The sequence below is a fragment of the Sphingomonas sp. BL-S-25 genome (assembly GCF_055521555.1).
Window position 1 is genome coordinate 2,278,706 of sequence record NZ_CM145486.1, and the last position, 25,074, is coordinate 2,303,779.

Genomic DNA, 25,074 nt, shown 5'->3' on the forward strand with positions numbered 1-25,074 from the left:
TTACAGCGTGCGCTCGGCTTCCATGATCTTGATCTCGGCGATCGCCTTAGCCGGCGACAGGCCCTTGGGGCACACATTCGCGCAGTTCATGATCGTATGACAGCGATACAGGCGGAACGGATCCTCCAGCGCATCGAGTCGCTCGCCGGTCATCTCGTCGCGGCTGTCGGCCAGCCAGCGATAGGCCTGGAGCAGGATCGCCGGGCCCAGGAACTTGTCCGAATTCCACCAATAGCTGGGGCACGAGGTCGAGCAGCAGGCGCACAGGATGCACTCGTACAGCCCGTCGAGCTTCGCGCGCTGTTCCGGCGACTGGAGCCGCTCCTTGCCCGACGGGGTGGTCGACACCGTCTGCAGCCACGGCTTGATCGACGAATATTGCGCATAGAAATGGGTGAAGTCGGGGACCAGGTCCTTGATCACGTCCATGTGCGGCAAGGGCGTGATGCGGATATCGCCCTTGATGTCCTCGATCGCGGTCGTGCAGGCCAGGCCGTTGCGGCCGTCCATGTTCATCGAGCACGAGCCGCAAATGCCCTCGCGGCACGAGCGGCGGAAGGTCAGCGTGCTGTCGACCTCGTTCTTGATCTTGAGCAGCGCGTCGAGGACCATCGGACCGCAATCGTCCAGGTCGATCTCGAACGAATCATAATAGGGCTTCTGGCCGCTCTCGGGATCGTAGCGGTAGATCTTGAACTTCTTCACCCGCTTCGCGCCGGCCGGCGCCTTGTGGGTCGTGCCCTGCTTGCTGTCGATGCGACTATTCTTCGGCAGGCGAAATTCGGCCATTCCACTCGTCCCTTGCGTGCGCACCAATGCCTTGGGGTGCGCCCGGGCGGGCTATGCCTTTCGCACCCGCAGCGCAACCCTTAGCTGCAGAATCCGCAGCCAGGCCTGTCAGATCACGTCGAGCACCAGCCCCAGCGCGCGGGCTTCATCGGCCTCGATATACCAGTTTTCGGGCGCCCGCCGGCGGACCTCGTCCAGTTCGATTCCGGTGCCCGCGATCAGGTCGCGGAACCCTTCTTCCTCGATCCGCATCGACTCCTCGATCTCGTGAAGATTTGCCTTCAGCTCGGCGATGCAGGTCTTCAGCGGGCCGGATATGTCGAGCGTCTTGGTCAGGAGTCGCTCATGGATCATGATCCGCGTCCCGCGCGTCAGGAAGCGCTTGTCGGCGGGAAAACCCGCCATGAAGGTCGCACCGGCCGAATAGACCGCCACCTTGCCCAGGAACAGAATCTCGCGATCGTCATATTCGCGGATCAGGCGAATATCGTCGGCCATCAGCCGCGCGACCTCGGGATCGCCGCCCAGGGTCGAGATCGACACGACCAAACTGCCCTGGTCGGGCGCCGCGGCCAGCTGGTCGCGAAAGCTCTGGTACATTGCATGGTCGACGGTGCCCGACAGCATGACATGCGGCTGGCCCAGCAGCGGGTAGCGGGCCGCGCGGCTGCCGTCATGCTCGGCGATCGGTTCCAGCACGGGGGAGGCGGGGGTGTCGGTTGAAAGGCTCATGGCCGGCGCAACCGACCTGGACCCCGCCCGGTTCCCTCGCCCTATTGCGTCAATGCCGCGACCGCGGGCTTGCCGACCGGCTCGGTCGCCGCCTTGGGGATCTTCGCCTCGAGCGGTTTCAGCCAGTTGTCGACATTCGCGCCGACGCTGATCTGAGGGTCGGACGGCTGCAGATTGGCGCTCGATTCCCAGCGGGTGATCAGCCCGTGCGCCTCGCTCGCGGCGGCGCCCAGCGACTGTGCCTTGCGCAGTCCGTGGTTGATCATCGCGTCGCCAAAGAACGTCCAGTCATTCTCCGCCATGCAGCCGAAGGACGGGCGGCTGTCCGATGCGGCGGTGAACAATGCGGTGTCGGGGCTGGCCAGCGCCGGCACGAAAATGCCCGAATAACAGGCCGACAGGATCAGCACCCGCCGCTTGATCCCCAGCTCGTCGAGCATTCCGGCAAAGCGCCGCGGGGTCAGCACTCCGAACCCCTCGTCACCGTCATGATAGGCAAGCCCGATCTTCGCACCGTGGCTGGTCGAATAGAGCACCAGCACATCCTCGGCCGGGTCCATCACCTCGGCGATCCGCGCCAGCGCCAGCGTCAGCGAGCTCAGGCTGCCGACCGGAAGCTCGCTCGGCGCCTTGCCGGTCGATCCCGCCAGCACGATCGATCGCCCCCTGGCGTCATAGCGCCGCTCGAGCACCTTGCCCGCCTCGCGCGTTTCGCGTCCGAAGACGGGATCGCTGTCGAGCGCAACCGCGACGACATAGACGTCGACCACCCCCTTGCGCTGCGGCTGGATCGCGGCGAGCGCCCGATCCAGCCGGCGATGCTCGGCCAGCGACCAGCGCGCGGGGCGCCCGCGCTGCAACTCGGGGCCCTGATCCAGGCTGGCGGCATTCTCCTCGGGTGTCTGACCCGAGACCATGCCGGGCCAGCCGGAAACATGCTGGGGCGCCTGATAGGGTTGGGCCGAGGCGAGTGGGGTGCCGACGGCCGCGGCAGCCAGTCCAACGATCAACGCGAAACCGGCAAAACGCATTCACGCCCCCATCAACGATGAGCCGACAGTCTCGCGGGCGGCGAGGGGAAGTCAAGCAGTGTAGGGGCGCCCGAGGCGCATCCCTCACGGATTCCCTTCCTTCCAGGGCAGGGCAATTGCGTCTGGTCTTGAGCAGCCTGTGCTCCGGCGAAGGCCGAAGCCTGGCTGCGGTGCACACGAGATTTTGCGAGAGCCGAAAGGCTTTCCCGACTGGGTTCCGACCTTCGCCGGAACACGGATTTCCTTGTAGATTCGCGCGGAATTCCAAATGCGATTGCCCTGCTCCCAGGGGAGTGAGCTCGCGGAAATCACCCCAAACAAGACGGCCCGGAAGCGTCAGCTTCCGGGCCGTATCTCTCGTCTCAGTACACCCGCTTCTTCGGCTCGATATACGCGACGTCGTCGGTCAGCGTGTAGTCGTGGACCGGGCGGAAGCCGAGTTCGGTCTTGCCGCCCTTGCCGCCCCAGCCTTCGAAGGTGGCGATGGTGTGCTTCATCCAGTTCGCGTCGTCGCGCTCCGGGAAGTCCTCGTGCATGTGCGCGCCGCGGCTTTCCTTGCGGTTCTCGGCGCCCCTGATCGTGACCAGCGCCTGGCCGATCAGATTGTCGAGCTCCAGCGTCTCGACCAGATCGGTATTCCAGATCAGCGAGCGGTCGGTGACGCCGACATCCTGGAAGCCCTGGTAGACCTGCTCCATATGGCCGACGCCTTCGCTCAGCAGCGCGCTGTCGCGGAACACGGCGCAGTGGCGCTGCATCGTCTTCTGCATGTCGGCGCGGATCGCCGCGGTCGAGGTTCCGCCCTTGGCGTTGCGGAAATGGTCGAGCCGGGTGAGCGCGAACTCCTCCGACTTCGCCGGCAGCGGGTTGTGCGGCGTGTTGGGCTTCAGCGTTTCCTTCAGGCGCAGGCCGGTCGCGCGGCCGAACACCACCAGGTCGATCAGCGAGTTGGAGCCCAGGCGATTGGCACCGTGCACCGAAACGCAGGCAGCCTCGCCGACCGCGAACAGGCCGGGGACCACCGCATCCGGATCGCCGTCCTTCGGGAAGACGACTTCGCCATGATAGTTGGTCGGGATGCCGCCCATATTGTAATGGACCGTGGGCACCACCGGCAAAGGCTGGCGGGTCAGGTCGACGCCCGCGAAGATCTTGCCGGTCTCGGTGATGCCGGGCAGCCGCTCGGCCAGAACCGCGGGATCGATATGGTTCAGGTGAAGGAAGATATGGTCCTTCTCCTTGCCCACGCCGCGGCCTTCGCGGATTTCCATCGCCATCGAACGGGCGACGACGTCGCGGCTGGCCAGGTCCTTCGCGCTGGGCGCATAGCGCTCCATGAAGCGCTCGCCCTCGGAATTGGTCAGATAGCCGCCTTCGCCGCGCGCGCCCTCGGTGATCAGCACGCCGGCACCGTAGATGCCGGTCGGGTGGAACTGGACGAATTCCATGTCCTGCAGCGCCAGGCCGGCGCGCAGCGCCATGCCGTTGCCGTCGCCGGTGCAGGTGTGCGCCGAGGTCGCCGACTGATAGACGCGGCCGCCGCCGCCGGTGGCGAGCACCACCGCATGGCTGCGGAACCGGTGGATCGACCCGTCTTCCATGCACAGCGCGATCACGCCGCGGCACGCGCCATTCTCCATGATCAGGTCGAGCGCGAAATATTCGACATAGAAGTCGGCGTCATACTTCAGGCTCTGCTGATACAGCGCGTGAAGCATGGCGTGGCCAGTGCGGTCGGCCGCGGCGCAGGTGCGCTGCACGGGCGGGCCGGCGCCCATATTCTGCATATGGCCGCCGAACGGCCGCTGATAGATCTTGCCTTCTTCGGTGCGGCTGAACGGCACGCCGGCATGTTCCAGCTCGTAGACTGCGGCCGGCGCCTCGCGCACCATATATTCGATCGCGTCCTGGTCGCCGAGCCAGTCGGACCCCTTGACCGTGTCGAACATGTGCCAGGTCCAGTGATCCGGACCCATATTGCCCAGGCTGGCGGCGATGCCGCCCTGTGCCGCGACAGTGTGGCTGCGCGTCGGGAACACCTTGGTGATGCAGGCGGTCTTCAGGCCGCTCTCGGCGATGCCCATGGTGGCGCGCAGGCCCGAACCGCCGGCGCCGACGACGACGGCGTCATAGGTGTGATCGATGATCTTGTAAGCAGCAGGCATTATGCGGCCCCGGCAGTGAAGGCGATCTTGAGGATCGCGAAGATGGCGGTCGTGGCGACCGCGACCGAGAAATAGTTCAGCAGCACCATCAGGATCACCCGGCTTTCGCCCTTCTGATAATCCTCGATCACAACCTGGAGGCCCAGGCGGAAGTGATAGACGACGGAGATGATCAGCAGGATCAGCGGCACCGCGGTCCAGGTCGAGGCGATCCAGTCGCGCGCGATCTCGAGGCTGTAGCCCGGCAGCAGCGCGATGCTGACCATGAACCACAGCATCAGCGCCAGGTTCGATCCGGCGGTGATCCGCTGGTGCAGCCAGTGATGCGTGCCCTCGTGCGAGGACCCCAGGCCGCGGACGCGGCCGATGGCGGTGCCGCTGGTCATGACATCTTCTCCAGGATGACGAACCAGAACCCGATGGTGGCGACGACCGAGAACAGGAAGGTCAGCATCGCGCTGGTCTTGTTCGACTTGAGTTCGAAATTGGCGCCCACGTCGAGGAAGAAGTGGCGCACGCCGCTGGCCATGTGCTGGAACAGCGCGAAGGTCAGGCCGATGCCGATGACATAGCCGGCGACGTTCAGGTGGCCCGAGTCCCTGGTGAAGACGTCGACGAAGCGGGCATAGGCCTTCTCGCCCGATGCCAGCGCGACCAGCCACCAGACCAGCAATGCGGCGCCGACCGTCGCCATGCCGCTGCCGGTGGCGCGGTGGACGATCGAGACCAGCATGCCCGGCCCCCATTTCCAGATGCCGAGGTGCGGCGAGAGCGGACGCTCCTTGTTGCGGACGTTGGCCAAGTCAGGCTCCCCAAGAGTCAATGGGGCATCCCTTAGTCCGGCTCGCCGATGATGCAAGTCGCATCGCTGTCACGACCGGACGAGTGCCGATGGCTAACCGACCCTTAAACCTTTCGCGCGACAAGGGGCGGCACGATCGCGGCGCAACCGCCGCAACCAAGAGGACGCCGTCAGTGACCATGCCCGCGAACACCGCCTCCCTGCCCGCACCGGGAACGCTGGCCGCCCGAATCGATGTGCGCGCGCGACTCGCGATCTTCGACTTCGACAATTCGCTCATGGCCTCGGCGCGCGAGGCCTGGGAGCTACTCGAACCCGAGATGCGCCAGGTCAGCGAGGCCTATTGGCAGCAATGGCTGCGCTGCTTCGCAGACCAGCGCGCCTGGGCGCCGCAGGAAACTCAGAAGATGATCGATGTCGGCATCGTGTTCCTGCGCGATCGTTTCCTCGATACCGCCGGGCGCGCCTGGATCGAGTCGATCGAGCGATCCGTCGCCGCGGCCTATGCCGCCGAGGTTCCCCCGCTGGCGCTGCTGTCGATGATCAATGCCAGCGACCGGGCGGCACTCGACGCGCTGATGCGCCGGGTCGGGGCGGACGATCCCCGCCTGCCCAAGCTGATCGATACGCTGATGCGGCTGTCGGCGCTGGAGGGCGACATCATGGTCGAGCTCTACAACATGCATCGCGAGCACAGCGCCCAGGTGGCGCGCGACCGGCTGGCGACCGATTTCCGCGACTCGATCGGATCGACCGTCGAGCGCGCCTCGCGCGAAGGCGATCAGTTGCGCGTCCAGGCGGTCCACACCTCGGCCTCGGCCCGCGGGATGCTGGGCAAGGCGAGCGAAGTGGCCGCCGCCGCCGAACAGTCCGCGGTCGCGATGCGCGAGGCGGCGCAGACCGCCGCGGGCCTGATCCGCGCGATCGAGGATGCGCGCAGCGAGGTGGAGGCCGCCGCCGAGATCGCCAATCGCGCCTCCAGCCAGGCCGGCGCCGCTGTCGGCATGTCCGAGATGCTGTCCGATCATGCCAAGTCGATCGAGTCGATCCTGGGCCTGATCCGCGACATTGCCGGCCAGACCAATTTGCTGGCGCTGAACGCGACGATCGAGGCGGCGCGGGCCGGCGATGCAGGACGCGGCTTTGCGGTGGTCGCGCAGGAGGTGAAGAGCCTCGCCAGCCAGACGGCGCGCGCGACCGACGACATCGCCGCCAAGATCGCGGCGATCCAGTCGGCCACCCGCTCGACCGTCGAGACCAACGCCTCGATCCGCGATACGGTCAGCGAGGTTCAGGATAGCGCCAACCGCATCCGCGGCGCGATGGAGGTCCAGGCGCAGACCGTGACCGCAATCACCGCCGCGGTCGACGAAACCGCGCTTGCCGCCGATTCGATGTCGGCGACGATCGGCGCGATCCGCGAGGATACCGAAACGGTCGCAAGCGAGATCGACCGGGTCGGCCAGGGCTTTGCCGCGCTCGACGGGCAACTGGGGACGCTCAAGACCAGCGCCGGCGATTTCATCGCCAAGGTCGCGGCATAGCATGGGAGGGAGAGGGTGATGAATCGCAGCGTGAAGGACGTCTCGGCGGAACTGTTGGCGCGCTATGACTGGGACGGCCAGCTGGCGGCGGGAACGGCCGAGGTGGCGACCGCGCTGGAGGGGAAATACGAGCATCTCGCGACGGTGTTCTGGAACCGCTATTTCTCCGATCCCGCCTTCGCCCATATGCGCGAGGCGTTCACCGAAGAACGGCGCGAACGCCAGATTGCCAAGAGCGCGCGCTATGCCCGCACCAAGTTCAGCCGGCCGCTCGATCCCGAATGGATGCGCATGGCCTGCAAACATGCCGAGAAAGCCTATAATTCGGGGATCTCGCTTTCGGCCCAGCTTGCGGCGCTGTCCTGTTCGCATCAGGCAACGGTCGAGGCGATCGCCGAGCATTTCGCCGGTGATGCCGCGAAGGTCGTGATGCTGGGCGATGCGGTCCAGCGGCTGGCGCTGGCCGAATCCGACCTGCTGTTCGCACGAACCTCCGAACTGGAACAGGACGTCGCCCGGACCGAGCGGCGTGAGCGCAGCACCCATTTCCGCGAGGCGATTGCGGGTACGATCGGCGGCGCGGCCGAACTCGGCAACCGCATCCGCATCCAGGCGCAGGGCGCCTCGACCTCGGCGCGCGGCATGCTGGGCAAGACCAGCGAGGTCGCTGCCGCCGCCGAACAGTCCGCGGTCGTGATGCGCGAGGCGGCGCATACTGCCGCCGGCCTGATCCGCGCGATCGAGGATGCCCGGGTCGAGGTCGAGGCAGCCGCCGGCATCGCGACCCGCGCTTCGGCCCAGGCCGGCGCGGCAGTCGGCATGTCGGAAATGCTGTCGGATCACGCCAAGTCGATCGAGTCGATCCTGGGCCTGATCCGCGACATTGCCGGCCAGACGAACCTGCTGGCGCTGAACGCGACGATCGAGGCGGCGCGCGCGGGCGATGCCGGGCGTGGCTTTGCGGTCGTGGCGCAGGAAGTGAAAAGCCTGGCCAGCCAGACGGCGCGCGCGACCGACGATATCGCCGCCAAGATCGCGGCGATCCAGTCGGCAACGAAATCGACCGTCGAAACCAATGCCTCTATCCGCGAGACGGTCAGCGAGGTCCAGGCGAGCGCCGACCGAATCCGCAGCGCGATGGAGGTCCAGGCGCAGACGGTGACCGCGATCACCGCCGCGGTCGACGAGACCGCGCTGGCGGCGGATTCGATGTCCGCGACGATCGGCGCGATCCGCGAGGACAGCCGGTCGGTCACCAGCGAGATCGACGAGTTGCAGCGCGACGTGACCCAGGTCGATGATCGGCTCCATCAGCTTCGCGACGCGGCCGAGAATTTCTCTTCCTCTGTGGCGGCCTGATCCGACAGCGGCTAGTGGGGGCGGATGACCGCTCCCCATATTCTCGTCACCGGATCCAGCCGCGGCATCGGTGCCGCGATCCTCGATGCGCTGAGCGCCGCCGGCGCGCGCGTCGTCGGCCAGGGCACCCGCTCGGGCATCGCCGCCGACTTCACCGATCCCGCCGCGCCGCGCGCGCTGTGGGACGCGGCGCTCGATCAGCTGGGCGGGCGGATCGATGTGCTGGTCAACAATGCCGGCATCTTCGAGGCGGCGCCGATCGACCTGGACGACGATTCCTGGGCCGATGCCTGGGACCGCACGATGCAGGTCAATCTCAGCGCCTCGGCGCAATTGTGCCGGTTCGCGGTGAAGCATTGGCAGGCGGGCGCGCGCGGTGGCCGGATCGTCAACATCGCCAGCCGGGCCGCCTATCGCGGTGACAGCCCGGCGCACTGGCATTATGCCGCGTCCAAGGCGGGCATGGTCGGCATGACCAAGTCGATCGCCCGCGGCTATGCCGCGCAGGAGATCCTGGCCTTCGCCATCTGTCCCGGCTTCACCATGACCGGGATGGCCGAGGATTATCTGGAAAGCCGCGGCGGCGACAAGCTGCTCGCCGACATCCCGCTGGGCCGGGTGGCGATGCCCGACGAGGTGGCGACCATGGCGAAATTCTGCGCGCTGGAGGCGCCGGCCTCGATGACCGGCGCAGTCCTCGACGTGAACGGTGCAAGCTATGTCCGGTAATCCGTCACCGACCGGGTCGGGCGCCTTTTCGCGGATCGTGATCTGGGGCTTCGCCGCGGTTGGATTGCTGGCGGCAGCGGCGGTGATCTTCCTCGCCCTGTCGGTTTCATTCTGGGATCGCGGCAGGCGGCCGGAACCCGCTCCGATCCAGGCCGGCACCGACGCCGCCGACATCTTCAGCATCAGCCAGACCAACCCCCTGCCGGGGACCAGGTTCGACGAGCTCGTCGTCGCTCGGTTCGATGCCCGGACCTACGACCGCGGTTCCTACTCGTCCGGCGGCAAGGAGGCGGACGAGCGCAACGTCATCCTGCTCGATTCGACGAACGGGGTCAGCCGCAAGCTGCTGCCCGACAACAGGCGCAGGATCGTCGGACGCACCTATCTGCGTGCGGTGGCGGGGCGTGGCGGAGACACGAATGCGGACGGCTATGAGGTCAAACCTGCCGAGACCCCCGGGCCGCCGCTTGCCTATTATGTGATCGAGGTCGAGGCGGTCGACGGCAAGTCCCGCGACGTCCTGATCGGCGATCTCGGCACCGGGCGCCAGGCGATGCTCCTGCGCGGGATCGACGGGGTCGATCGCGTCTGGATGCAGAGCGCGACGCGCATGGGCATGCTGATGCGTCAGGGCCGCAAACTTCATTATCGCGCGATCGAGATCCCCGATCTGAAGATCGTCGCGCAGCAACAAGTGGCGATCGACTGATGGCAAGCTGGAAACTGACCTTCCCCTGCACCCGCGACGAGGCCGAGGCGATCGACTTCGAGGGCGCCGAGTTGCTCGACATCGATCCCGCGCCGGTGCTGCTGACCAGCGAGACGATTCCCGACGATCCGTCCAGCTGGCAGCTGGAAGCCTATTTCGACGGCAAGCCGAACAGTGCGGCGATCACCGCGGTCCAGAATCTGGTGCCCAGCAGCGCCGGCGTTCGCCCCGCGCTGGAGAAGCTGCGCGACGAGGACTGGGTGACGATGAGCCAGTCGGGGATCGAGCCGGTCCATGCCGGTCGCTTCTATGTCCATACCGAGAGCAATCGCGGCACGGTGCCGCCCGGCGCACGCGCGTTCCGGATAGACGCCGGGCTGGCCTTCGGCACCGGCACGCACGAGACGACCGCCGGTTGCCTGCGGACGATCGACGAACTCAAGGTCGCGGGCAAGCGCGTCCGCAACCTGCTCGATCTCGGTACCGGCACCGGGCTGCTTGCCTTTGCCGCGATGCACTTGTGGCCGGGCGCCTATGCGACCGCATCGGACATCGACCCGCGCTCGATCGAGGTGACGCAGGAGAATGCCCGGCTCAACGGCGTCGCGTTGGGCGACGGCATCGGCCAGCTCGCGCTCGCGGTCGCGCCGGGGATGCAGCATCCGCTGCTGATCGGCCGGGCGCCCTATGACCTGATCATCGCCAACATCCTGGCCGGGCCGCTGGTCGAACTGGCGCCGACGGTCAGCATGGCGCTGGCAGAAGGCGGGACGCTGGTTCTGGCCGGACTGTTGCAGGATCAAGCCGAAACCGTCGCGCGCGCCTATCGGCGACAGGGGCTGCGGCTCGCCGGCCGGATCGACAATGGCGCCTGGCCGGCGCTGCGGCTGGTCAAGCGCAGCCGCTACGGCGCCGATCGCGTCACCCGCCCGGGGCCGGGCGGGGTCGGCGAAGCGCCGGGCTTCGGCAGCTGGTAAGCCGTCCCGACCGCGGCCGGGACGCGCTCAGAGACCATTTGAAAAATCGCGGAAGAGCGATTTTCAAGGCGCCGCAATACGCCGACAGGCGTATTCTCAAACGGTCTCTCAGCCCTTCGACCTCGCATAGGCCTGGGTGCCGCGGGTGATCACCGTGTCGCCCGGCAGGATCTCGGCGATCGGGATGTCGGGCTGCGCCATGATCTCGTGATAGAGCGGAGCGAAGTCGGTCTCGACCGTCGCGCGCAGCAGCTCGTCGAAACTGGGGATGACGAAGTAATTCTGCTGGAAGTCGTCGATCCGGTAATCGGTGCGCATCACCCGCTTCAGGTCGAAGCCGATGCGGTTTGGGCTGGGATCGTCGAGCGCGAAGATGCTCTCTGCGCTGCTCGACACGATGCCCGATCCATAGATGCGCAGCCCCTCGGGCTCGGCGATCAGGCCGAACTCGACCGTGTACCAGTAGAGGCGGCCGAGATGCTTGAGCGCGCCCAGCTCCAGCGCGCGGTTGCCGCCGCGGCCATAGGCTTCGAGATAGTCGGCGAACACCGGATCGGCCAGCATCGGCACATGGCCGAACACGTCGTGAAAGACGTCGGGCTCCTGGATATAGTCGAGCTGGTCGGGCCGGCGGATGAAGTTGCCGGCGACGAAGCGGCGATTGGCCATATGATCGAAGAACACGTCGTCGGGCACCAGACCCGGCACCGCGATCACCTGCCACCCGGTCAGCTTCATCAGCCGCTCGGACAGTTCCTCGAAATTGGGAATGCCCGATTCGGACAGGCGCAGCGCCTCAAGTCCCTTCAGATAGGCGTTCGACGCGCGACCGGGCAGCAGCTTCGCCTGGCGGGCGAACAGCGTGTCCCACGTGGCATGTTCCTCGGGCGTGTAGGCCTCCCAGTTCTGCGGGATCGACCAGTCGGCGGATGCCCCCTCGGGCGGACGGTCCAGTACGTGCGTTTCTTGAGCCATGAAGAGGGCATAGCATGGCCGAATGATCGGGCGAAACCGGGTGCACGACGGATGACGGTTGCAACCAATCGATCGGCCAAGCGCTGACACAGGTTAGGTCGGACAGGTGCATGCGGATCGATCGGAGTGAAGCGATGGGTATGGAAGGCAGTGAAGCGATCCGGGCACCGCACCCGCTGGCGGCGATGGCCGAGCCGGCGCGCGCCGCATGGAACGTCGCCGAGCTGATCCTGGCGCAGCAGCAGCTGAAGGCGGCACCCCGCGGCGACGGTCGCCCGATCATGCTGTTGCCGGGTCTGTTCAACTCGGACCGCTCGAACATCGTGATGCACGGCTTTCTCGAGAAGCTCGACTACCACGTATTCGGCTGGGAGCTCGGTCGCAATTTCGGCGTTCGCGCGGTCGGCCCGGAGGCCGAGCGGCTGATCGAGCGGGTCGAGGCGATCCGCGATCAAACCGGCGAGACGGTGACGATGATCGGCGTGTCGCTGGGCGGGATCATGGCGCGGATCGTCGCGCACCGCCGTCCCGACCTGGTGCGCGAGGTGATTACGATCAGTGCGCCCTATGCGGGTTCGCCGACCGCGACCAACGTCTGGAAGGCCTTCGAGCTGCTGACCGGCGAGAAGATTGGCGACGAGGCCGTCAAGGCGCGGCTGGCCGAGGCGGCGATGCCGCTGCCGCTGCCGTCGACGGCGCTGTGGAGCCGCAGCGACGGGCTGGTCAACGGGCTGATCTGCCGCGACGACAGTTGCCGCGCGATCGAGATTCATTCCAGCCATATGGGCGTCCAGCTCAAGCCGGAGACGTTGCTCGCCATCGCCGATGTGCTTGCGGGGCGGGCGCCCGATCAGCGATAACGGTTGCCGCCCTCCGGATGGGCGACGAACCCGGTATAGGGACCGCAATCGGGATCGCGGCGGCACTTCTTCTCATGCTCGCGCCGCTCGCGCCGTTCGCGTTCCTCGGCCTTGCGCATCTTCTTGCCGTAATTGCGATCGGCCTCGCTCTGGCTCGTGGTTGCCAGGTCGACCGCCTTGGCGCCTGCCTTTACCGGCAGCGTGACGACGTCGAACGCGGTCTTGGCGACGCAGCCGCCGGTCGTCAGCGCCGCGACGCCAATCAGGGGCAACAGGATCAGGCGCATCTCATTTCCTCACCGCGCGGCCGGCCGGGCCGTCTCCCGGGCTTCATAGCCGATCGCGGGGAAATCGGTGAAGAATCCGTCGACACCAAGGTCGATGAATGTCCGGATCTCGGCAGCCAGGTCGCCATGTGCCGCCGGATCGGTGCCGCGGCGCCAGGCCGGCAGCAGGAAGAAATTCTCGGCGCGGAAGGTCCAGGGATGGACGCGCAGCCCCGCGGCGTGGGCGTCGGCGACCAGCGATGTCGCCTTGCCCGACGCGGGCAGGATCATCGTCCGCTCGGGGCCGATGCCATAGGCATAGGTGGCGATCGCCTTCAGCCCTTCGGGCGTCATCATCGCGGCATAGCTGGGCGCGGCATGGTCGGCGGGCGCGCCGCTTCCCGCCACCAGCTGGATCAGGCGGATGCGGGTCATCGCATGCATTGCCTTCAGATTGTCAACCTCGAACGACTGGATGAACACCGGCGCGTCGGCGCTGTCCCAGCCGGCGGCGCGGAGCGTATCGACCAGCCGCTTTTCCAGCGGCAAGCCGATCGAGGCGAAATAGCTGGGATGCTTGGTCTCGGGATAGATTCCGATCGTCCGCCCGGTCTTTGCGCTCGCCGCCTTCGCTAGCGCGATGATCTCCTCCAGCGTCGGGATGGCCGCCTGGCCGTCATAGGCGGTGTTGCCCGGGCGCAGCTGCGGCAGCCGTTCCTTCGCGCGTAGCGTCCGCAGTTCGGTCAGGGTGAAATCCTCGGTGAACCAGCCGGTCATGGTCGCGCCGTCGATCGTCTTCGTCGTCTTGCGGTCGGCGAATTCGGGATGCGCCGCGACGTCGGTCGTCTCGGCGATGTTGTTCTCGTGCCGCGCGACCAGATGCCCGTCCTTGGTCGGCACCAGATCGGGCTCGATCACGTCGGCGCCCTGATCGATCGCCAGCTGATAGGACAGCAGCGTGTGCTCCGGACGCTCGCCGCTGGCGCCGCGATGGGCGATCAGCAGGACGCCGGGCTCTTTGGCGGCGGGGGCAGATTGGGGCATCGTCACATCCTGTACGGTCGTACAACTAGCCATCATCAATAAGATCGGGAACAGCAATCGTCTCGCCATCCGGGGCACCTCCCTGTAGCAGCCGGATAGAGGCGCGATATGACAGGAGCGAGGCGTGGCGGACAATGACGGCGTGCTGGCCGCGGCATCGGCCTGGCGGGGCGGACGCATGGCGCTGGCGACGGTGGTCTCGACCTGGGGATCGGCACCGCGGCCGCGCGGCAGCCACATGCTGGTCCACGAGGATGGCCGGTTCGAGGGATCGGTCTCGGGCGGCTGTGTCGAAAGCGATATCCTGGCGACCGCGGCCGAGGTCATCGCGGGCGCACCCGCGGTGGTTAAATCCTATGGCGTCGCCGATGCCTCGGCCTGGGAAGTCGGGCTGCCCTGTGGCGGGACGATCGAGGTGCTGGTCCAGCCGGTCGGGCCCGAGGGCTTTCCGCCCGAGCTGTTCGATGCGATCGTCGCCTCGCGCGCCGCTGGCGAGCCCTATGAGGTGGCGACCGACCTCGCGACCGGGCGCAGCGGGGCGGGCGGCGGGTTCGTCAACCGGTACGACCCGCCGCGCCGGCTGCTGATCGTGGGCGCGGTGCAGATTGCCCAGTCGCTGGCCGGACTGGCGCGCGAACTGGGCATTTCGACGGTGGTGATCGATCCGCGAGGGAGATTTTTGACGCCCGAGCGTTTTCCCGGCGTGACACTCGACGACCGCTGGCCCGACGAGGCCGTGACCGCCCTGAAGCCCGACCGCGCGACCGCGCTGGTGACGCTCAGCCATGACATCAAGATCGACGACCCCGCGCTGATCGCGGCGCTGGCGCGTCCGACCGGATATATCGCCGCGCTGGGATCGCGGCGCAGCCATGCGGCGCGGCTGGAGCGGCTGGCGGCGCAGGAAATTTCCTACGATGATCTCGCGCGCATCGAAGGGCCTGCCGGCCTCTCGATCGGCGCGATCGGCCCCGCCGAGATCGCCCTGTCGATCGCGGCATCGATGGTGAGGCGCTTTCATGATTGATCCGCAACAGGTCGCACTCGTGTTGCTCGCTGCCGGCCACTCGCACCGCTTCGGCGCGGTCGATAAGCTGGCCGAGCCGTTCCTCGACAAGCCGCTGGCCTATCACGTCGTCACCGCGCTCGAGACGATCCCCTTCATGACGCGGATCGCGATCGTGTCCGACACGGTCCTCGACTTCGGCGCGCTGGGCTATGAGGTGGTGCTGAACCCCGACCCCACGCTGGGCCAGGCACGGTCGGTCTGCCACGGCGTCAAGCGGGCGCAGGAGCGCGGCGCGCAGGCAGTGCTGATCGCGCTGGCCGACATGCCGCGCGTCACCGCCGGTCATGTCTATCGCCTGTTCGACGCGTTCAATGGCGACGATGCGGTCGTCGCATCCAGTGACGGGGTGAAGCCGATGCCGCCCGCGCTGGTCGGCAAGGGCAGGTTCCCGGAACTGCTGGCGCTTGAGGGCGACCAGGGCGCGCGAGACCTGATCCGCGGCGGCAAGCATGTCGTGACCAGCCCCGCGGAGCTGATCGACATCGACACCCAGGACGACCTGCGCAAGCTGCGCGAGACGTTCGGGTTGAAGACCGATCATGTCGAGCCGCGCTTTCCGATCGACCCCGCCGGCCTGGCCGGCGCCGCGGGCGCCAGCCCCTCCAGCGACTGACCTATTCGTGACGCAGCGCGTCGATCGGGTTGAGCCCGGCGGCGCGCCGCGCGGGGAAATAGCCGAACACCACGCCGATCGCGGCCGAGATCATGAAGGCGATCAGGTTGATCTGCGGGTCGAAGAGGAAGGGCAGGCCACCGGCATAGGAGAGGCCGGCGATCGCCAGCTGGCCGATCAGCAGGCCGATCACCCCGCCCAGCATCGACAGCACCACCGCCTCGACCAGGAACTGCATCAGCACCTCGCTGGCAACCGCGCCGATCGCCAGGCGGATGCCGATCTCGCGCGTGCGTTCGGTCACCGACACCAGCATGATGTTCATGATCCCGATCCCGCCGACGATCAGGCTGATCGCCGCGACCGCAGTGACGATCTGGGTCAGCAAGGTCGTCGTGCCGGTCAGCGTCGCGCTGATCTGCGCGGTGTCGAAGATGTTGAAGTCGTCCTGCTTGCCACCGGTGATCCGCCGCCGCTCGCGCAGCAGGTCGCTGATCGAATTCTGGACCTGGTCGCTATCATAGGCGGGATCGGTCCCGACCAGCATCAGGCGGATGTCCTGGTTGCCGGTGAAGCGGCGCTGGACCTGCTTGATCGGCATGATGATCACATCGTCCTGGTCGCCGCCAAACCCCGCCTGGCCGCGGGTCGACAGCACGCCGATCACGTCGCACGAGATGCCGTTGACGCGCAGCCGGTGGCCCTCGGCCCGGCCGCCGCGGAACAGGTTGGTGCGGATCGTGCTGCCGATGATGCACACGCCCTTGCCGGCCTGCTCCTCGGGAAGCGTCCAGTAGCGGCCCTCGACCAGCGGCCAGGGCTGGACCTGGAAAAAGGCGTTGGTCGTGCCGTTGATCGTGGTCGACCAGTTGGCGCCTTCATAGATGACGGTGGCGGTCGTCTGCGCCTGGGGCGCGACTGCGGTGACGCCCTCGATCTGTTCGGCGATCGCGTCGACGTCGCTCTGCTCGAAATCGGGCGGGCGCGGCCCGCCGCCGCCGCGGCCGAAGCCCTGGCCCGGGCGGATCTGGAGGATGTTGGTGCCCAGCGCCGAGATCGACTGCTGGACCGCGGCCGTGGTCGCCTTGCCCAGCGTCACCATCGTGACCACCGCGGCGACGCCGATGATGATGCCCAGCGTCGTCAGGAACGAGCGCAGCTTGTGTCGCGAGATCGAGCGGACCGCGAGGACGAAGGTGGTGCCGAACATCAGGCGTGCGCTCCGGCCATGCCCTGTTCGATCCGTTCGACCAGCCCGTCCTTGAAGTGGATGATGGTGCGGGCGAATGCCGCCATCTCGGGCTCGTGAGTGACCATCAGCACGGTGATGTTGCTGCTCCGGTTCAGGTCGGTGAGCAGTTCCATGATCTCCACCGACCGTTCGGAATCGAGGTTGCCGGTCGGCTCGTCCGCCAGCAGCACGTCGGGATGGGTGACGATCGCGCGGGCGATGGCGACGCGCTGCTGCTGTCCGCCCGACAATTCGGCAGGGGTGTGGTCCCACCATTTCTTGAGCCCGACCTTGTCGAGCGCAGCCATCGCTGCCTCGCGACGCGCCTGCTTGGCGTCGCCGCGATACAGCAGCGGAAGCTCGACATTCTCGAGCGCGCTGGTGCGGGCGAGCAGGTTGAAGCCCTGGAACACGAAGCCAAGATATTTGCGGCGAAGCAGCGCGCGCTGGTCGCGGCCCAAGCTCTCGACATGGATGCCCTTGAACATGAACTCGCCGCCCGAAGGCACGTCGAGACAGCCCAGGATGTTCATCGTCGTCGACTTGCCCGACCCCGAGGGGCCCATCACCGCGACGAAATCTCCTGCCTGGATGTCGAGATCGACTCCCTTCAGTGCCTGAAAGGCAGTCGCACCTTCGCCATAGCTCTTGGTGACGCCGCGCAGCCGGATCAGCGGCAGGTCGGGATCAGCCACCGCTGGGTGCTCCACCCTGACGCCCGCCGCCGGCACCGCCGCTGCTGCCGCCACCGCCACCCTGACGGCGCTGGCCGCCGCCCTGGCGGCTCTTGCTGGCCTCGCCGCTGGCCATCTGGCCGGTGATCACCTTCATGCCGGGCTTCAGGTCGCCGCCGGTAACTTCGGTCACGCTGCCATCGGTCTCGCCGGTGGTGACGGCGACCGGCTGCGGCGTGCCGTCATCGCCCAGCACATAGACCTGCTGCTGGGCACCACGGCCGCGGGTCGCACTCTTCTCGGCACCGCCACCGCCGCGGCGCGGGCGGCTCGGGACCAGCGCGCCGGCAATGCCCTTGTCGTTCGCCTTGCCGGCCGAACTGTCGGCGGCGGCTGGGGTGAAGCGCAGCGCGGCATTGGGCACCAGCAGGACATTGTCGCGCGCCTTGGTCGTGATCTCGGCGGTCGCGGTCATGCCGGGACGCAGCTTCTGGTCCGGGTTGGCGACGCTCAGGATCGCGGCATAGGACACGACCTGCGACTGGGTCGAGGTGCTGCTGGTGCTGCTGCTCGAGGTGGAGGACTGGGCCGACAGGTTCGATCCCAGGTCGACGCGGGTGATCCGCGCCGGGAAGGTCTGGCCCGGGAAGGCGTCGACGGTGAAGGTCGCCGGCTGGCCGTCCTTGACCGCACCGACATCGGCTTCGTCGATCGCGACCTGAAGCTCCATGTTCGTCAGATCCTCGGCGATGACGAACAATGTCGGCGTGTTGAACGAGGCGGCGACCGTCTGGCCGGCGTCGATCTGGCGGGCGAGCACGACGCCGTTGACCGGCGAGCGGATGACGGCGCGGTCGCGCTGCGTCTGGTTGGACGACAACTGCGCGCGCTGCGACACGACATTGGCCTGCGCCGCGCGGAGATTGGCGATCGCACGGGCCAGGTCGGCCTCGGCCTGGTCCATCTCGACCTTGGCGGGAACGCGGCCGCCCGACAATCGGCTGACCTCGCGCAGGCGGGCGAGATTGGCGCGTGACTGCTCGACGGTTGCCTCGTTCTGCTGGACCGTGGCCTGTGCTGCGCCCAGCGCAGCGCGGCTCTGCGCGATCGCGTCGTCGAGCCGGGCGGTGTCGATCACCGCGAGCGCCTGGCCCTTGGTGACGCGGTCGTTGACCTCGACATAGACGGCGGTGACCAGGCCCGACAGTTCGGAACCGACATCGACCTGGTTGGTCGGCGCCAGCTTGCCGGTGGCCGAGACGGTTACAGCGAGATTGCCGCGCTGAACTTCCTGTGTCGCATATTGAACCTTGTCGCTGCCGCCGAATATCCGGCTGATCAGGAGGACCAGCAACAGAAGCGCCACTGCCGCGACGATCCACTTCATATAGCGGCGCCACGCCGGGGTCTTGGGCTGGCCCAGGAATTCGTCGAGAGTCTGATCAGCCATTATCGTTGCCCAGTTCGGGAATGGAGGTCGCGTCCCAGCCGCCGCCCAGCGCCAGATAGAGCTGGATCAAAGCGGTCGACTGGTCGGCCTGAGCCTGAGCCAACCCGTTGCGGGCGGACAGGAGCTGTGCCTCGGTGGTGTTGAGCGTGGTGAAGTCGGTCAGGCCGGTGCGATATTGCGATCGCGCCAGAATGGCACTGTTGTTCGCGGCATCGAGCGCGATGGTGAGTTGCTGGACCCGTTGCTTGGCGGAGTCGAGCGCGACAATCGCATTCTCGACATCCTCGAGACTGGTCAGGATCGTCTGTCGATAGGTGACGAAAGCGCCTTCGGCCGCCGCCTCGTTGGCGCGGACCTGGCTGCGCAAACGCCCGCCGTCGAAGATGACCTGGGTCAGGCCAGCGAACAGCCGCCCGCTGATGACATCGAACAGATTCTGGAGCGCGCCCCCGCCCGAGCTCAGGCTGCCGCCGATCGACAGCGCCGGATAGAGCTGCGCCTGGGCGACTCCGATGCGCGCGGTGGCGGATGCGAGGCCACGCTCGGCGGCGCGGACGTCGGGCCGCTGGCGGATCGTCTCGGCCGGGATGCCGGTGGCGACGCTTTCCGGCCCTTTTGGAATCGGCTTGACCGCCTCCATCTCCGCCTTCAGCGCGCCGGGCGCCTGGCCGAGAAGGACGCCCAAGCGCGAGACGAAGCCATTATAGCTGGCCTCGATCGTCGGGATCGTCGCCGCGGTCTGGGCACGCGAAGCCCGCGCCTGTTCGGCATCGAGCGACGAGACGAGTCCGGCCTGCACGCGGAAGCCGGCGATTTCGAGATTGTCGTCCTGGATCGCCAGGCTGGCGCGCGCATTGGCAAGCTGGAGCTGGGCGAGGCGCGCGAGGACATAGTTGCGCGCGATCTCGGCCTGGACCGAGATCAGGACGTTGGCGAGGCTGTATCCGGTCGCCTCGAGATCGGCCTGCGACGCTTGCACGCCGCGTCGGATGCCGCCGAACAGATCGACCTGATAGCTGGCATCGGCGCCGGCAGAGAAACTATCATTCTGACCGCCGACGTTGAAGCTCTGTCCGGCGATGTTGAGATTGCGCGAATAGCCGGCCGACCCGCTCAGCTGGGGCAGCAATTGTGCGCGGGACTGGATCAGCGACTCGCGTGCCTGGCGCAGGCGCGTGGTCGCCAGCGCGACATCGAGATTGGCGGTGCGCCCCTGTTCGACATAGCGCGCCAGCAGCGGATCGTTGAACCGGTTCCACCAGCGGGTCAGATCCTCTCGCTCGGCGCCCGCCGGAGTGGGAACCGAATAGCGATCGGGAACGCCCAACTCGGCCGCGCCCTTCGGCCGGTACTCCGGGCCGACGCTGCACGCGGCCAGGGGCAGCGCGCTCATCAGAAGCAGGGCGATCGGACGGTTGATCATGGCTGGCAAGATGGCCGCGCCCCGGCGGGGACGCCAGAAAAACTATGTCGCAATTTGTCGCAAGTCCCAGACAAATGAGGATCGGAGCGATACCGTAACGGAAACCGTGGCTTGCACCAGCCGCTCCGCTTGATCAGAAGGGCCGCAATTCCCGACCGGTCCGATCTGGAGGCAAGAGCATGAGTGAGAGCGTCTATCCCGTCCCCGAGGCATGGGCGCGACGCGCGCGCGTGACGGAGGACGGATATGAGCAGCTCCACGGCCGCTCGCTGGCCGATCCCGGCAGCTTCTGGCTGGAACAGGCCAAGCGGCTGGACTGGGTCAAGCGCCCCGAACTGGCAGGCGACTGGTCGTTCGACGAGGCCGATTTCCACATCAACTGGTTCGCCGACGGCAGGCTGAACGTCGCGGCCAACTGTATCGACCGGCATTTGACGGCCAGAGGCGATCAGGTCGCCATCATCTGGGAACCCGACGAACCGTCGGAGGAGCCGCGCCGATACACCTATCGCGAGCTTCATGCCGAGGTGTGCCGCTTCGCCAATGTCCTGAAGGCGCAGGGCGTCCGGAAGGGCGACCGCGTCACCGTCTATATGCCGATGATCCCCGAGGCGGCCTTCGCGGTGCTGGCCTGTGCGCGGATCGGCGCAGTGCATTCGGTGGTGTTCGGCGGCTTCTCGCCCGAGGCGCTGGCCGGGCGGATCGTCGATTGCGACAGCAGCATCGTCATCACTGCCGACGAGGGGCGACGCGGCGGCAAGAAGGTGCCGTTGAAAGCCAATGTCGACGTGGCGGCCGCGCATGCGCCGGGTCTCGAGACGGTCATCGTCGTGCAGGCGACCGGCGGTACGGTCGAAATGACCGAGGGCCGCGACCTGTGGTATCACGAGGCGGCGGCGGGCGTGACCGCCGACTGCCCGGCCGAGCCGATGGCGGCGGAGGATCCGCTGTTCATCCTCTATACCTCGGGCTCGACCGGCAAGCCCAAGGGCGTGCTGCACAGCAGCGCCGGCTATCTGCTCTGGGCCAGCTACACCCATGAGCTGGTGTTCGATTACCGCCCGGGCGAAATCTACTGGTGCGCGGCCGATATCGGCTGGGTCACCGGGCACAGCTATATCGTCTACGGCCCGCTGGCGAACGGCGCGACGACGCTGATGTTCGAGGGCGTGCCCAACTGGCCCGATGCCAGCCGAATCTGGCAGGTGGTCGATCGGCACAAGGTCGAGATCCTCTATACCGCACCGACCGCGCTGCGATCGCTGATGCGCGAGGGGGACTCCTATGTCTCGGCAACCTCGCGCGCCTCGCTCCGCCTGCTGGGCAGCGTCGGCGAGCCGATCAATCCCGAGGCATGGCGCTGGTATCATGACGTGGTGGGCGAGGGGCGCTGCCCGATCGTCGATACCTGGTGGCAGACCGAGACCGGCGGCATGCTGATCTCGCCGCTGCCCGGTGCGACGCCGCTCAAGCCGGGCAGCGCGACGCGTCCGCTGCCCGGGGTGGACCCGCAGATCGTCGACGCCGAAGGCAAGGTGCTGACTGGCCCGACCGAGGGCAATCTGTGTATCGCGCGCAGCTGGCCGGGACAGATGCGGACCGTCTGGGGCGATCATGAGCGCTTCTTCCAGACCTATTTTACCACCTATCCCGGCAAATATTTCACCGGCGACGGCTGCCGCCGCGACGAGGACGGCTATTACTGGATCACCGGCCGGGTCGACGACGTGATCAACGTGTCGGGCCACCGCATGGGCACCGCCGAGGTCGAAAGCGCGCTGGTGCTGCACCCCAAGGTGGCCGAGGCGGCGGTCGTCGGCATGCCGCACGACATCAAGGGGCAGGGCATCTATGCCTATGTCACGCTGAACGCGAATTGCGTCGCCGACGAGGATCTGCGCCAGGAACTGCGCAACTGGGTGCGCAAGGAAATCGGCCCAATCGCCACACCCGACGCGCTACAATTCGCGCCCGGCCTTCCCAAGACGCGGTCGGGCAAGATCATGCGCCGCATCCTGCGCAAGATCGCGGAGAATGACGTCGGCAGCCTGGGCGACACGTCGACGTTGGCCGATCCGTCGGTGGTCGATGATCTGGTGAGGAACCGGGTGGGGTGAGCGAGGCGCGCTGGTAACGCGTACGAGCTGCCTATTGACGCCGCTGCTTTCCTCCCCCGGATGCTGTGCATTTGGGGAGGGGGACCATTCGCGCAGCGAATGGTGGAGGGGGGCACCACAGCTGTTTCAGCCCCCTCCACCACGCCCTACGGGCGCGGTCCCCCTCCCCCGGAGCCGCAGGCTCCTGGGGAGGAGAGGGGCGGGGCAAATCGCGAGCGAATCCCGTTGCTCGGCGCAACCCAACCCGATATGCTCGGCTAATACACCAGAGTGGGGACAATTCTCGTATGAAGATCAAGACCTTGGTGCGGCTGTCGGTCGGCGCTGCGCTGCTGGCGGTTGCGGCGCCTGCGCTGACGAACGTCGTTGCCGGCGACCCGCGCTACGGCGCGTTCGGCGTCGACCTGACCACCATCGACAAGAGCGTGAAGCCGGGCGACGATTTCTGGGCCTATGTGAACGGCGGCTGGGACAAGCGCACCGCGATTCCCGACGATCGCGCGTCGACCGGCTATGGCTGGGTCCTGGTCGAAGAGGCCGAGGTCAATGTCCGCAAGATCCTGGACGACATGGCGAAGAACCCGGCGCAGTTCGGCGCCAAGGGCAAGCAGCTGGGCGATTTCTATGCCAGCTGGATGGACGAGGCCGGGATCGAGGCGCGCGGCACCGCGCCGCTGAAGCCCTATCTCGCGCGCATCGACGCCGCCAACGACAAGACTGCGCTGCAGACCCTGTTCGCCACCACCGGCTACAGCTCGCCGGTCGGCCTGGGGGTCATCCCCGATCTCGCCGATCCGACGCGCTACACCGCGATTGCCGGACAGGGCGGGCTGGGCATGGCCAGCGACTATTATCTTCTCGAGGGCGAGAAGTATGACGGCATCCGCAAGGCGTACCGCGCCTATATCCAGAAGATGCTCGAGCTGGGCGGCATCGCCGACGCCTCGGCCAAGGCCGATGCGATCTTCGCGCTCGAGACGTCGCTCGCCAAGGTTCATTGGACCCCGGCACAGAGCCGCGACATCAAGGCGCTCAACGATCCGCAGACGGTTGCCGGCCTGACCGCAAAGGCGCCCGATTTCGACTGGCCGCTGATGCTCAAGACCGCGGGCCTCGACGGGTCGCGCACCGTGCTGATGGCAAACAACACCGCGCTGACCGCGTCGGGCAAGATCTTCACCGCCACGCCGGTGCAGACCTGGAAGGACTATCTCGCCTTCCACTTCATCAGCGACAATGCCGCCTATCTGCCCAAAGCGTTCGACCAGGCGCGCTTCGGCTTCTATTCGCAGACGCTGTCGGGCACCAAGACGCAGCGCGAGCGCTGGAAGCGCGGCGTACAGCTGATCAATGGCGCGATGGGCGAGGCAGTGGGCGAGATCTATGTCGCACGGCACTTCCCGCCGGCGGCCCAGACCCAGATGACCGAGCTGATCGAGAATCTGCGCGGCGCCTACCAGGACCGGATCAGCAAGGCGTCGTGGATGGACGAGCCGACCCGCCAGGCGGCGCTGAAGAAGCTCGCCGCGTTCGAGCCGCGGATCGGCCACCCGAACAGCTATATCGATTATGGTTCGCTGAAGGTCGATCGGAACGACCTGCTCGGCAACATGATGCGTGCCGGCGAATTCCAGCATCAGCTTCAGCTGTCGCGCTTCCCCAAGCCGGTCGACCGCAGCTTGTGGGAGATGAACCCGCAGGAAGTGAACGCCTATTACAATCCGCTGGCCAACCAGATCACCTTCCCGGCCGCGATCCTGCAGCCGCCCTATTTCGATCCGAATGCGGATCCGGCGGTGAACTATGGCGCGATCGGCGCGATAATCGGCCATGAAATGGGCCACGGGTTCGACGACCAGGGCAGCCAGTTCGGCCCGACCGGCAAGTTCGAGAATTGGTGGACCGAGACGTCGCAGGCTGCCTTCAAGAAGCAGACCGCGGCGCTTGGCGCGCAGTTCGACAGCTATGAGCCGATCCCGGGCACCAGGATCCAGGGCGCGCTGACGATGGGCGAGAATATCGGCGATCTGGGCGGCGTCGAGGCGGCCTATGGCGCCTATCAGCGCTATCAGGCGAAGCACGGCAAGGCGAAGGTCATCAACGGCCTGACCGGCGACCAGCGCTTCTTCCTTTCCTATGCCCAGGCCTGGCAGTCCAAGGCGCGCGAGGGTGCACAGCGCCAGCAGCTGCTGACCGACCCGCACAGCCCGGCCAAGTACCGGGTGAATGGCATCGTCCGCAATGTCGACGCCTGGTACACCGCGTTCAACGTGAAGCCCGGCGACAAGCTGTACCTGCCGCCGGAACAGCGCGTCCGCATCTGGTAAGTCGCCGGATGGTTTGAGGTCGAGAGCCCCGGTGCGGAATGGTCCGCGCCGGGGCTTTGCGTTTGTGGATGCGTACCATCGGCTGGTGTCGCCCGAGACGTGCCCGCTAATCCCGTCATGCCGGCCGAAGTGCCGGCATCCACCGGGCGGCACATCCCAGAGCCGAGGGTGGCTCGCAACGTCGCGTC

Annotated in this window: 23 protein-coding genes; 10 read left to right on the forward strand and 13 right to left on the reverse strand. The window is 66.9% G+C overall.

Annotation, left to right across the window (positions count from 1 at the left end; all coding sequences use genetic code 11):
* From ACZ1H8_RS11005 to sdhC, 6 genes are all read right to left on the reverse strand, one after another.
* On the reverse strand, positions 1-789 hold the full coding sequence (locus ACZ1H8_RS11005; protein ID WP_465177243.1) for a succinate dehydrogenase iron-sulfur subunit: 789 nt from the start codon (positions 787-789) through the stop codon (positions 1-3).
* A 108-nt stretch (positions 790-897) separates the two neighbouring features.
* Entirely contained in the window at positions 898-1,416 is a 519-nt protein-coding gene (locus tag ACZ1H8_RS11010) for a ClpP family protease (protein WP_465181382.1), read from the reverse strand.
* 146 nt (positions 1,417-1,562) lie between these two features.
* On the reverse strand, positions 1,563-2,552 hold the full coding sequence (locus ACZ1H8_RS11015; protein ID WP_465177244.1) for a C13 family peptidase: 990 nt from the start codon (positions 2,550-2,552) through the stop codon (positions 1,563-1,565).
* Positions 2,553-2,914: 362 nt separating this feature from the next.
* Positions 2,915-4,717: a succinate dehydrogenase flavoprotein subunit gene (sdhA, locus tag ACZ1H8_RS11020; protein WP_465177245.1), complete on the reverse strand. Its 1,803-nt coding sequence runs from the start codon at positions 4,715-4,717 to the stop codon at positions 2,915-2,917.
* Positions 4,717-5,103: a succinate dehydrogenase, hydrophobic membrane anchor protein gene (gene sdhD, locus ACZ1H8_RS11025; protein ID WP_110152592.1), complete on the reverse strand. Its 387-nt coding sequence runs from the start codon at positions 5,101-5,103 to the stop codon at positions 4,717-4,719. Before sdhD ends, sdhA begins: the two co-directional genes overlap by 1 nt.
* On the reverse strand, positions 5,100-5,519 hold the full coding sequence (gene sdhC / locus ACZ1H8_RS11030; RefSeq protein WP_110152593.1) for a succinate dehydrogenase, cytochrome b556 subunit: 420 nt from the start codon (positions 5,517-5,519) through the stop codon (positions 5,100-5,102). The genes sdhD and sdhC overlap by 4 nt, the downstream gene beginning before the upstream one ends.
* A 179-nt stretch (positions 5,520-5,698) precedes the next feature.
* Here sdhC and ACZ1H8_RS11035 point away from each other — a divergent pair, with 179 nt between their 5' ends.
* From ACZ1H8_RS11035 to ACZ1H8_RS11055, 5 genes are read left to right on the forward strand one after another with little or no spacing between them, the layout of a single operon-like run.
* The gene (locus ACZ1H8_RS11035; RefSeq protein ID WP_465181383.1) at positions 5,699-7,063 is read left to right on the forward strand and encodes a methyl-accepting chemotaxis protein; all 1,365 of its coding nucleotides are present in this window, start codon (positions 5,699-5,701) and stop codon (positions 7,061-7,063) included.
* 18 nt (positions 7,064-7,081) lie between these two features.
* Complete coding sequence (locus tag ACZ1H8_RS11040) at positions 7,082-8,422, forward strand: methyl-accepting chemotaxis protein (RefSeq protein WP_465177246.1); 1,341 nt, start codon at positions 7,082-7,084, stop codon at positions 8,420-8,422.
* A gap of 24 nt (positions 8,423-8,446) precedes the next feature.
* Complete coding sequence (locus ACZ1H8_RS11045) at positions 8,447-9,151, forward strand: SDR family NAD(P)-dependent oxidoreductase (RefSeq protein ID WP_465177247.1); 705 nt, start codon at positions 8,447-8,449, stop codon at positions 9,149-9,151.
* A complete protein-coding gene (locus tag ACZ1H8_RS11050; protein WP_465177248.1) occupies positions 9,141-9,860 on the forward strand; it encodes a hypothetical protein in 720 nt (239 codons plus the stop codon). The genes ACZ1H8_RS11045 and ACZ1H8_RS11050 overlap by 11 nt, the downstream gene beginning before the upstream one ends.
* Entirely contained in the window at positions 9,860-10,837 is a 978-nt protein-coding gene (locus ACZ1H8_RS11055; RefSeq protein WP_465177249.1) for a 50S ribosomal protein L11 methyltransferase, read from the forward strand. Before ACZ1H8_RS11050 ends, ACZ1H8_RS11055 begins: the two co-directional genes overlap by 1 nt.
* A gap of 108 nt (positions 10,838-10,945) precedes the next feature.
* Here ACZ1H8_RS11055 and phhA read toward each other — a convergent pair whose 3' ends face one another.
* On the reverse strand, positions 10,946-11,812 hold the full coding sequence (phhA, locus tag ACZ1H8_RS11060; protein ID WP_465177250.1) for a phenylalanine 4-monooxygenase: 867 nt from the start codon (positions 11,810-11,812) through the stop codon (positions 10,946-10,948).
* A 110-nt stretch (positions 11,813-11,922) separates the two neighbouring features.
* Between phhA and ACZ1H8_RS11065 the strand changes: the two genes are divergently transcribed.
* Entirely contained in the window at positions 11,923-12,672 is a 750-nt protein-coding gene (locus tag ACZ1H8_RS11065; RefSeq protein ID WP_465177251.1) for an esterase/lipase family protein, read from the forward strand.
* Here ACZ1H8_RS11065 and ACZ1H8_RS11070 read toward each other — a convergent pair.
* Together ACZ1H8_RS11070 and ACZ1H8_RS11075 are read right to left on the reverse strand one after the other, a co-directional pair.
* Entirely contained in the window at positions 12,663-12,959 is a 297-nt protein-coding gene (locus ACZ1H8_RS11070; protein ID WP_465177252.1) for a hypothetical protein, read from the reverse strand. The genes ACZ1H8_RS11065 and ACZ1H8_RS11070 overlap by 10 nt on opposite strands.
* 9 nt (positions 12,960-12,968) lie before the next feature.
* Positions 12,969-13,982 carry a glycerophosphodiester phosphodiesterase gene (locus tag ACZ1H8_RS11075; protein ID WP_465177253.1) on the reverse strand — a complete coding sequence of 338 codons (1,014 nt, stop codon included), beginning with the start codon at positions 13,980-13,982 and terminating at the stop codon, positions 12,969-12,971.
* A gap of 124 nt (positions 13,983-14,106) precedes the next feature.
* On the opposite strand from ACZ1H8_RS11075, the gene ACZ1H8_RS11080 reads away from it, so the two are divergent.
* Positions 14,107-15,009, forward strand: coding sequence for an XdhC family protein (locus ACZ1H8_RS11080; protein ID WP_465177254.1), 903 nt, complete (start codon positions 14,107-14,109; stop codon positions 15,007-15,009).
* Positions 15,002-15,664, forward strand: a complete 663-nt coding sequence (locus ACZ1H8_RS11085) for a nucleotidyltransferase family protein (RefSeq protein WP_465177255.1) — start codon at positions 15,002-15,004, stop codon at positions 15,662-15,664. Before ACZ1H8_RS11080 ends, ACZ1H8_RS11085 begins: the two co-directional genes overlap by 8 nt.
* A 1-nt stretch (position 15,665) precedes the next feature.
* Here the strand turns inward: ACZ1H8_RS11085 and ACZ1H8_RS11090 are convergent, their stop codons facing one another.
* Genes ACZ1H8_RS11090 through ACZ1H8_RS11105 form a run of 4 tightly spaced genes read right to left on the reverse strand, consistent with a single transcriptional unit; the run spans position 15,666 to position 20,442 of the window.
* A complete protein-coding gene (locus ACZ1H8_RS11090; RefSeq protein WP_465177256.1) occupies positions 15,666-16,874 on the reverse strand; it encodes an ABC transporter permease in 1,209 nt (402 codons plus the stop codon).
* Positions 16,874-17,590 carry an ABC transporter ATP-binding protein gene (locus tag ACZ1H8_RS11095; protein WP_465177257.1) on the reverse strand — a complete coding sequence of 239 codons (717 nt, stop codon included), beginning with the start codon at positions 17,588-17,590 and terminating at the stop codon, positions 16,874-16,876. The genes ACZ1H8_RS11090 and ACZ1H8_RS11095 overlap by 1 nt, the downstream gene beginning before the upstream one ends.
* Positions 17,583-19,019 carry an efflux RND transporter periplasmic adaptor subunit gene (locus ACZ1H8_RS11100; RefSeq protein WP_465177258.1) on the reverse strand — a complete coding sequence of 479 codons (1,437 nt, stop codon included), beginning with the start codon at positions 19,017-19,019 and terminating at the stop codon, positions 17,583-17,585. Before ACZ1H8_RS11100 ends, ACZ1H8_RS11095 begins: the two co-directional genes overlap by 8 nt.
* Positions 19,012-20,442, reverse strand: a complete 1,431-nt coding sequence (locus ACZ1H8_RS11105; protein WP_465177259.1) for an efflux transporter outer membrane subunit — start codon at positions 20,440-20,442, stop codon at positions 19,012-19,014. The genes ACZ1H8_RS11100 and ACZ1H8_RS11105 overlap by 8 nt, the downstream gene beginning before the upstream one ends.
* Positions 20,443-20,621: 179 nt before the next feature.
* Between ACZ1H8_RS11105 and acs the strand changes: the two genes are divergently transcribed.
* Positions 20,622-22,559: an acetate--CoA ligase gene (acs, locus tag ACZ1H8_RS11110; RefSeq protein WP_465177260.1), complete on the forward strand. Its 1,938-nt coding sequence runs from the start codon at positions 20,622-20,624 to the stop codon at positions 22,557-22,559.
* A 287-nt stretch (positions 22,560-22,846) separates the two neighbouring features.
* Positions 22,847-24,886 carry a M13 family metallopeptidase gene (locus ACZ1H8_RS11115; protein WP_465177261.1) on the forward strand — a complete coding sequence of 680 codons (2,040 nt, stop codon included), beginning with the start codon at positions 22,847-22,849 and terminating at the stop codon, positions 24,884-24,886.
* The last annotated feature ends 188 nt before the right edge of the window (positions 24,887-25,074 follow it).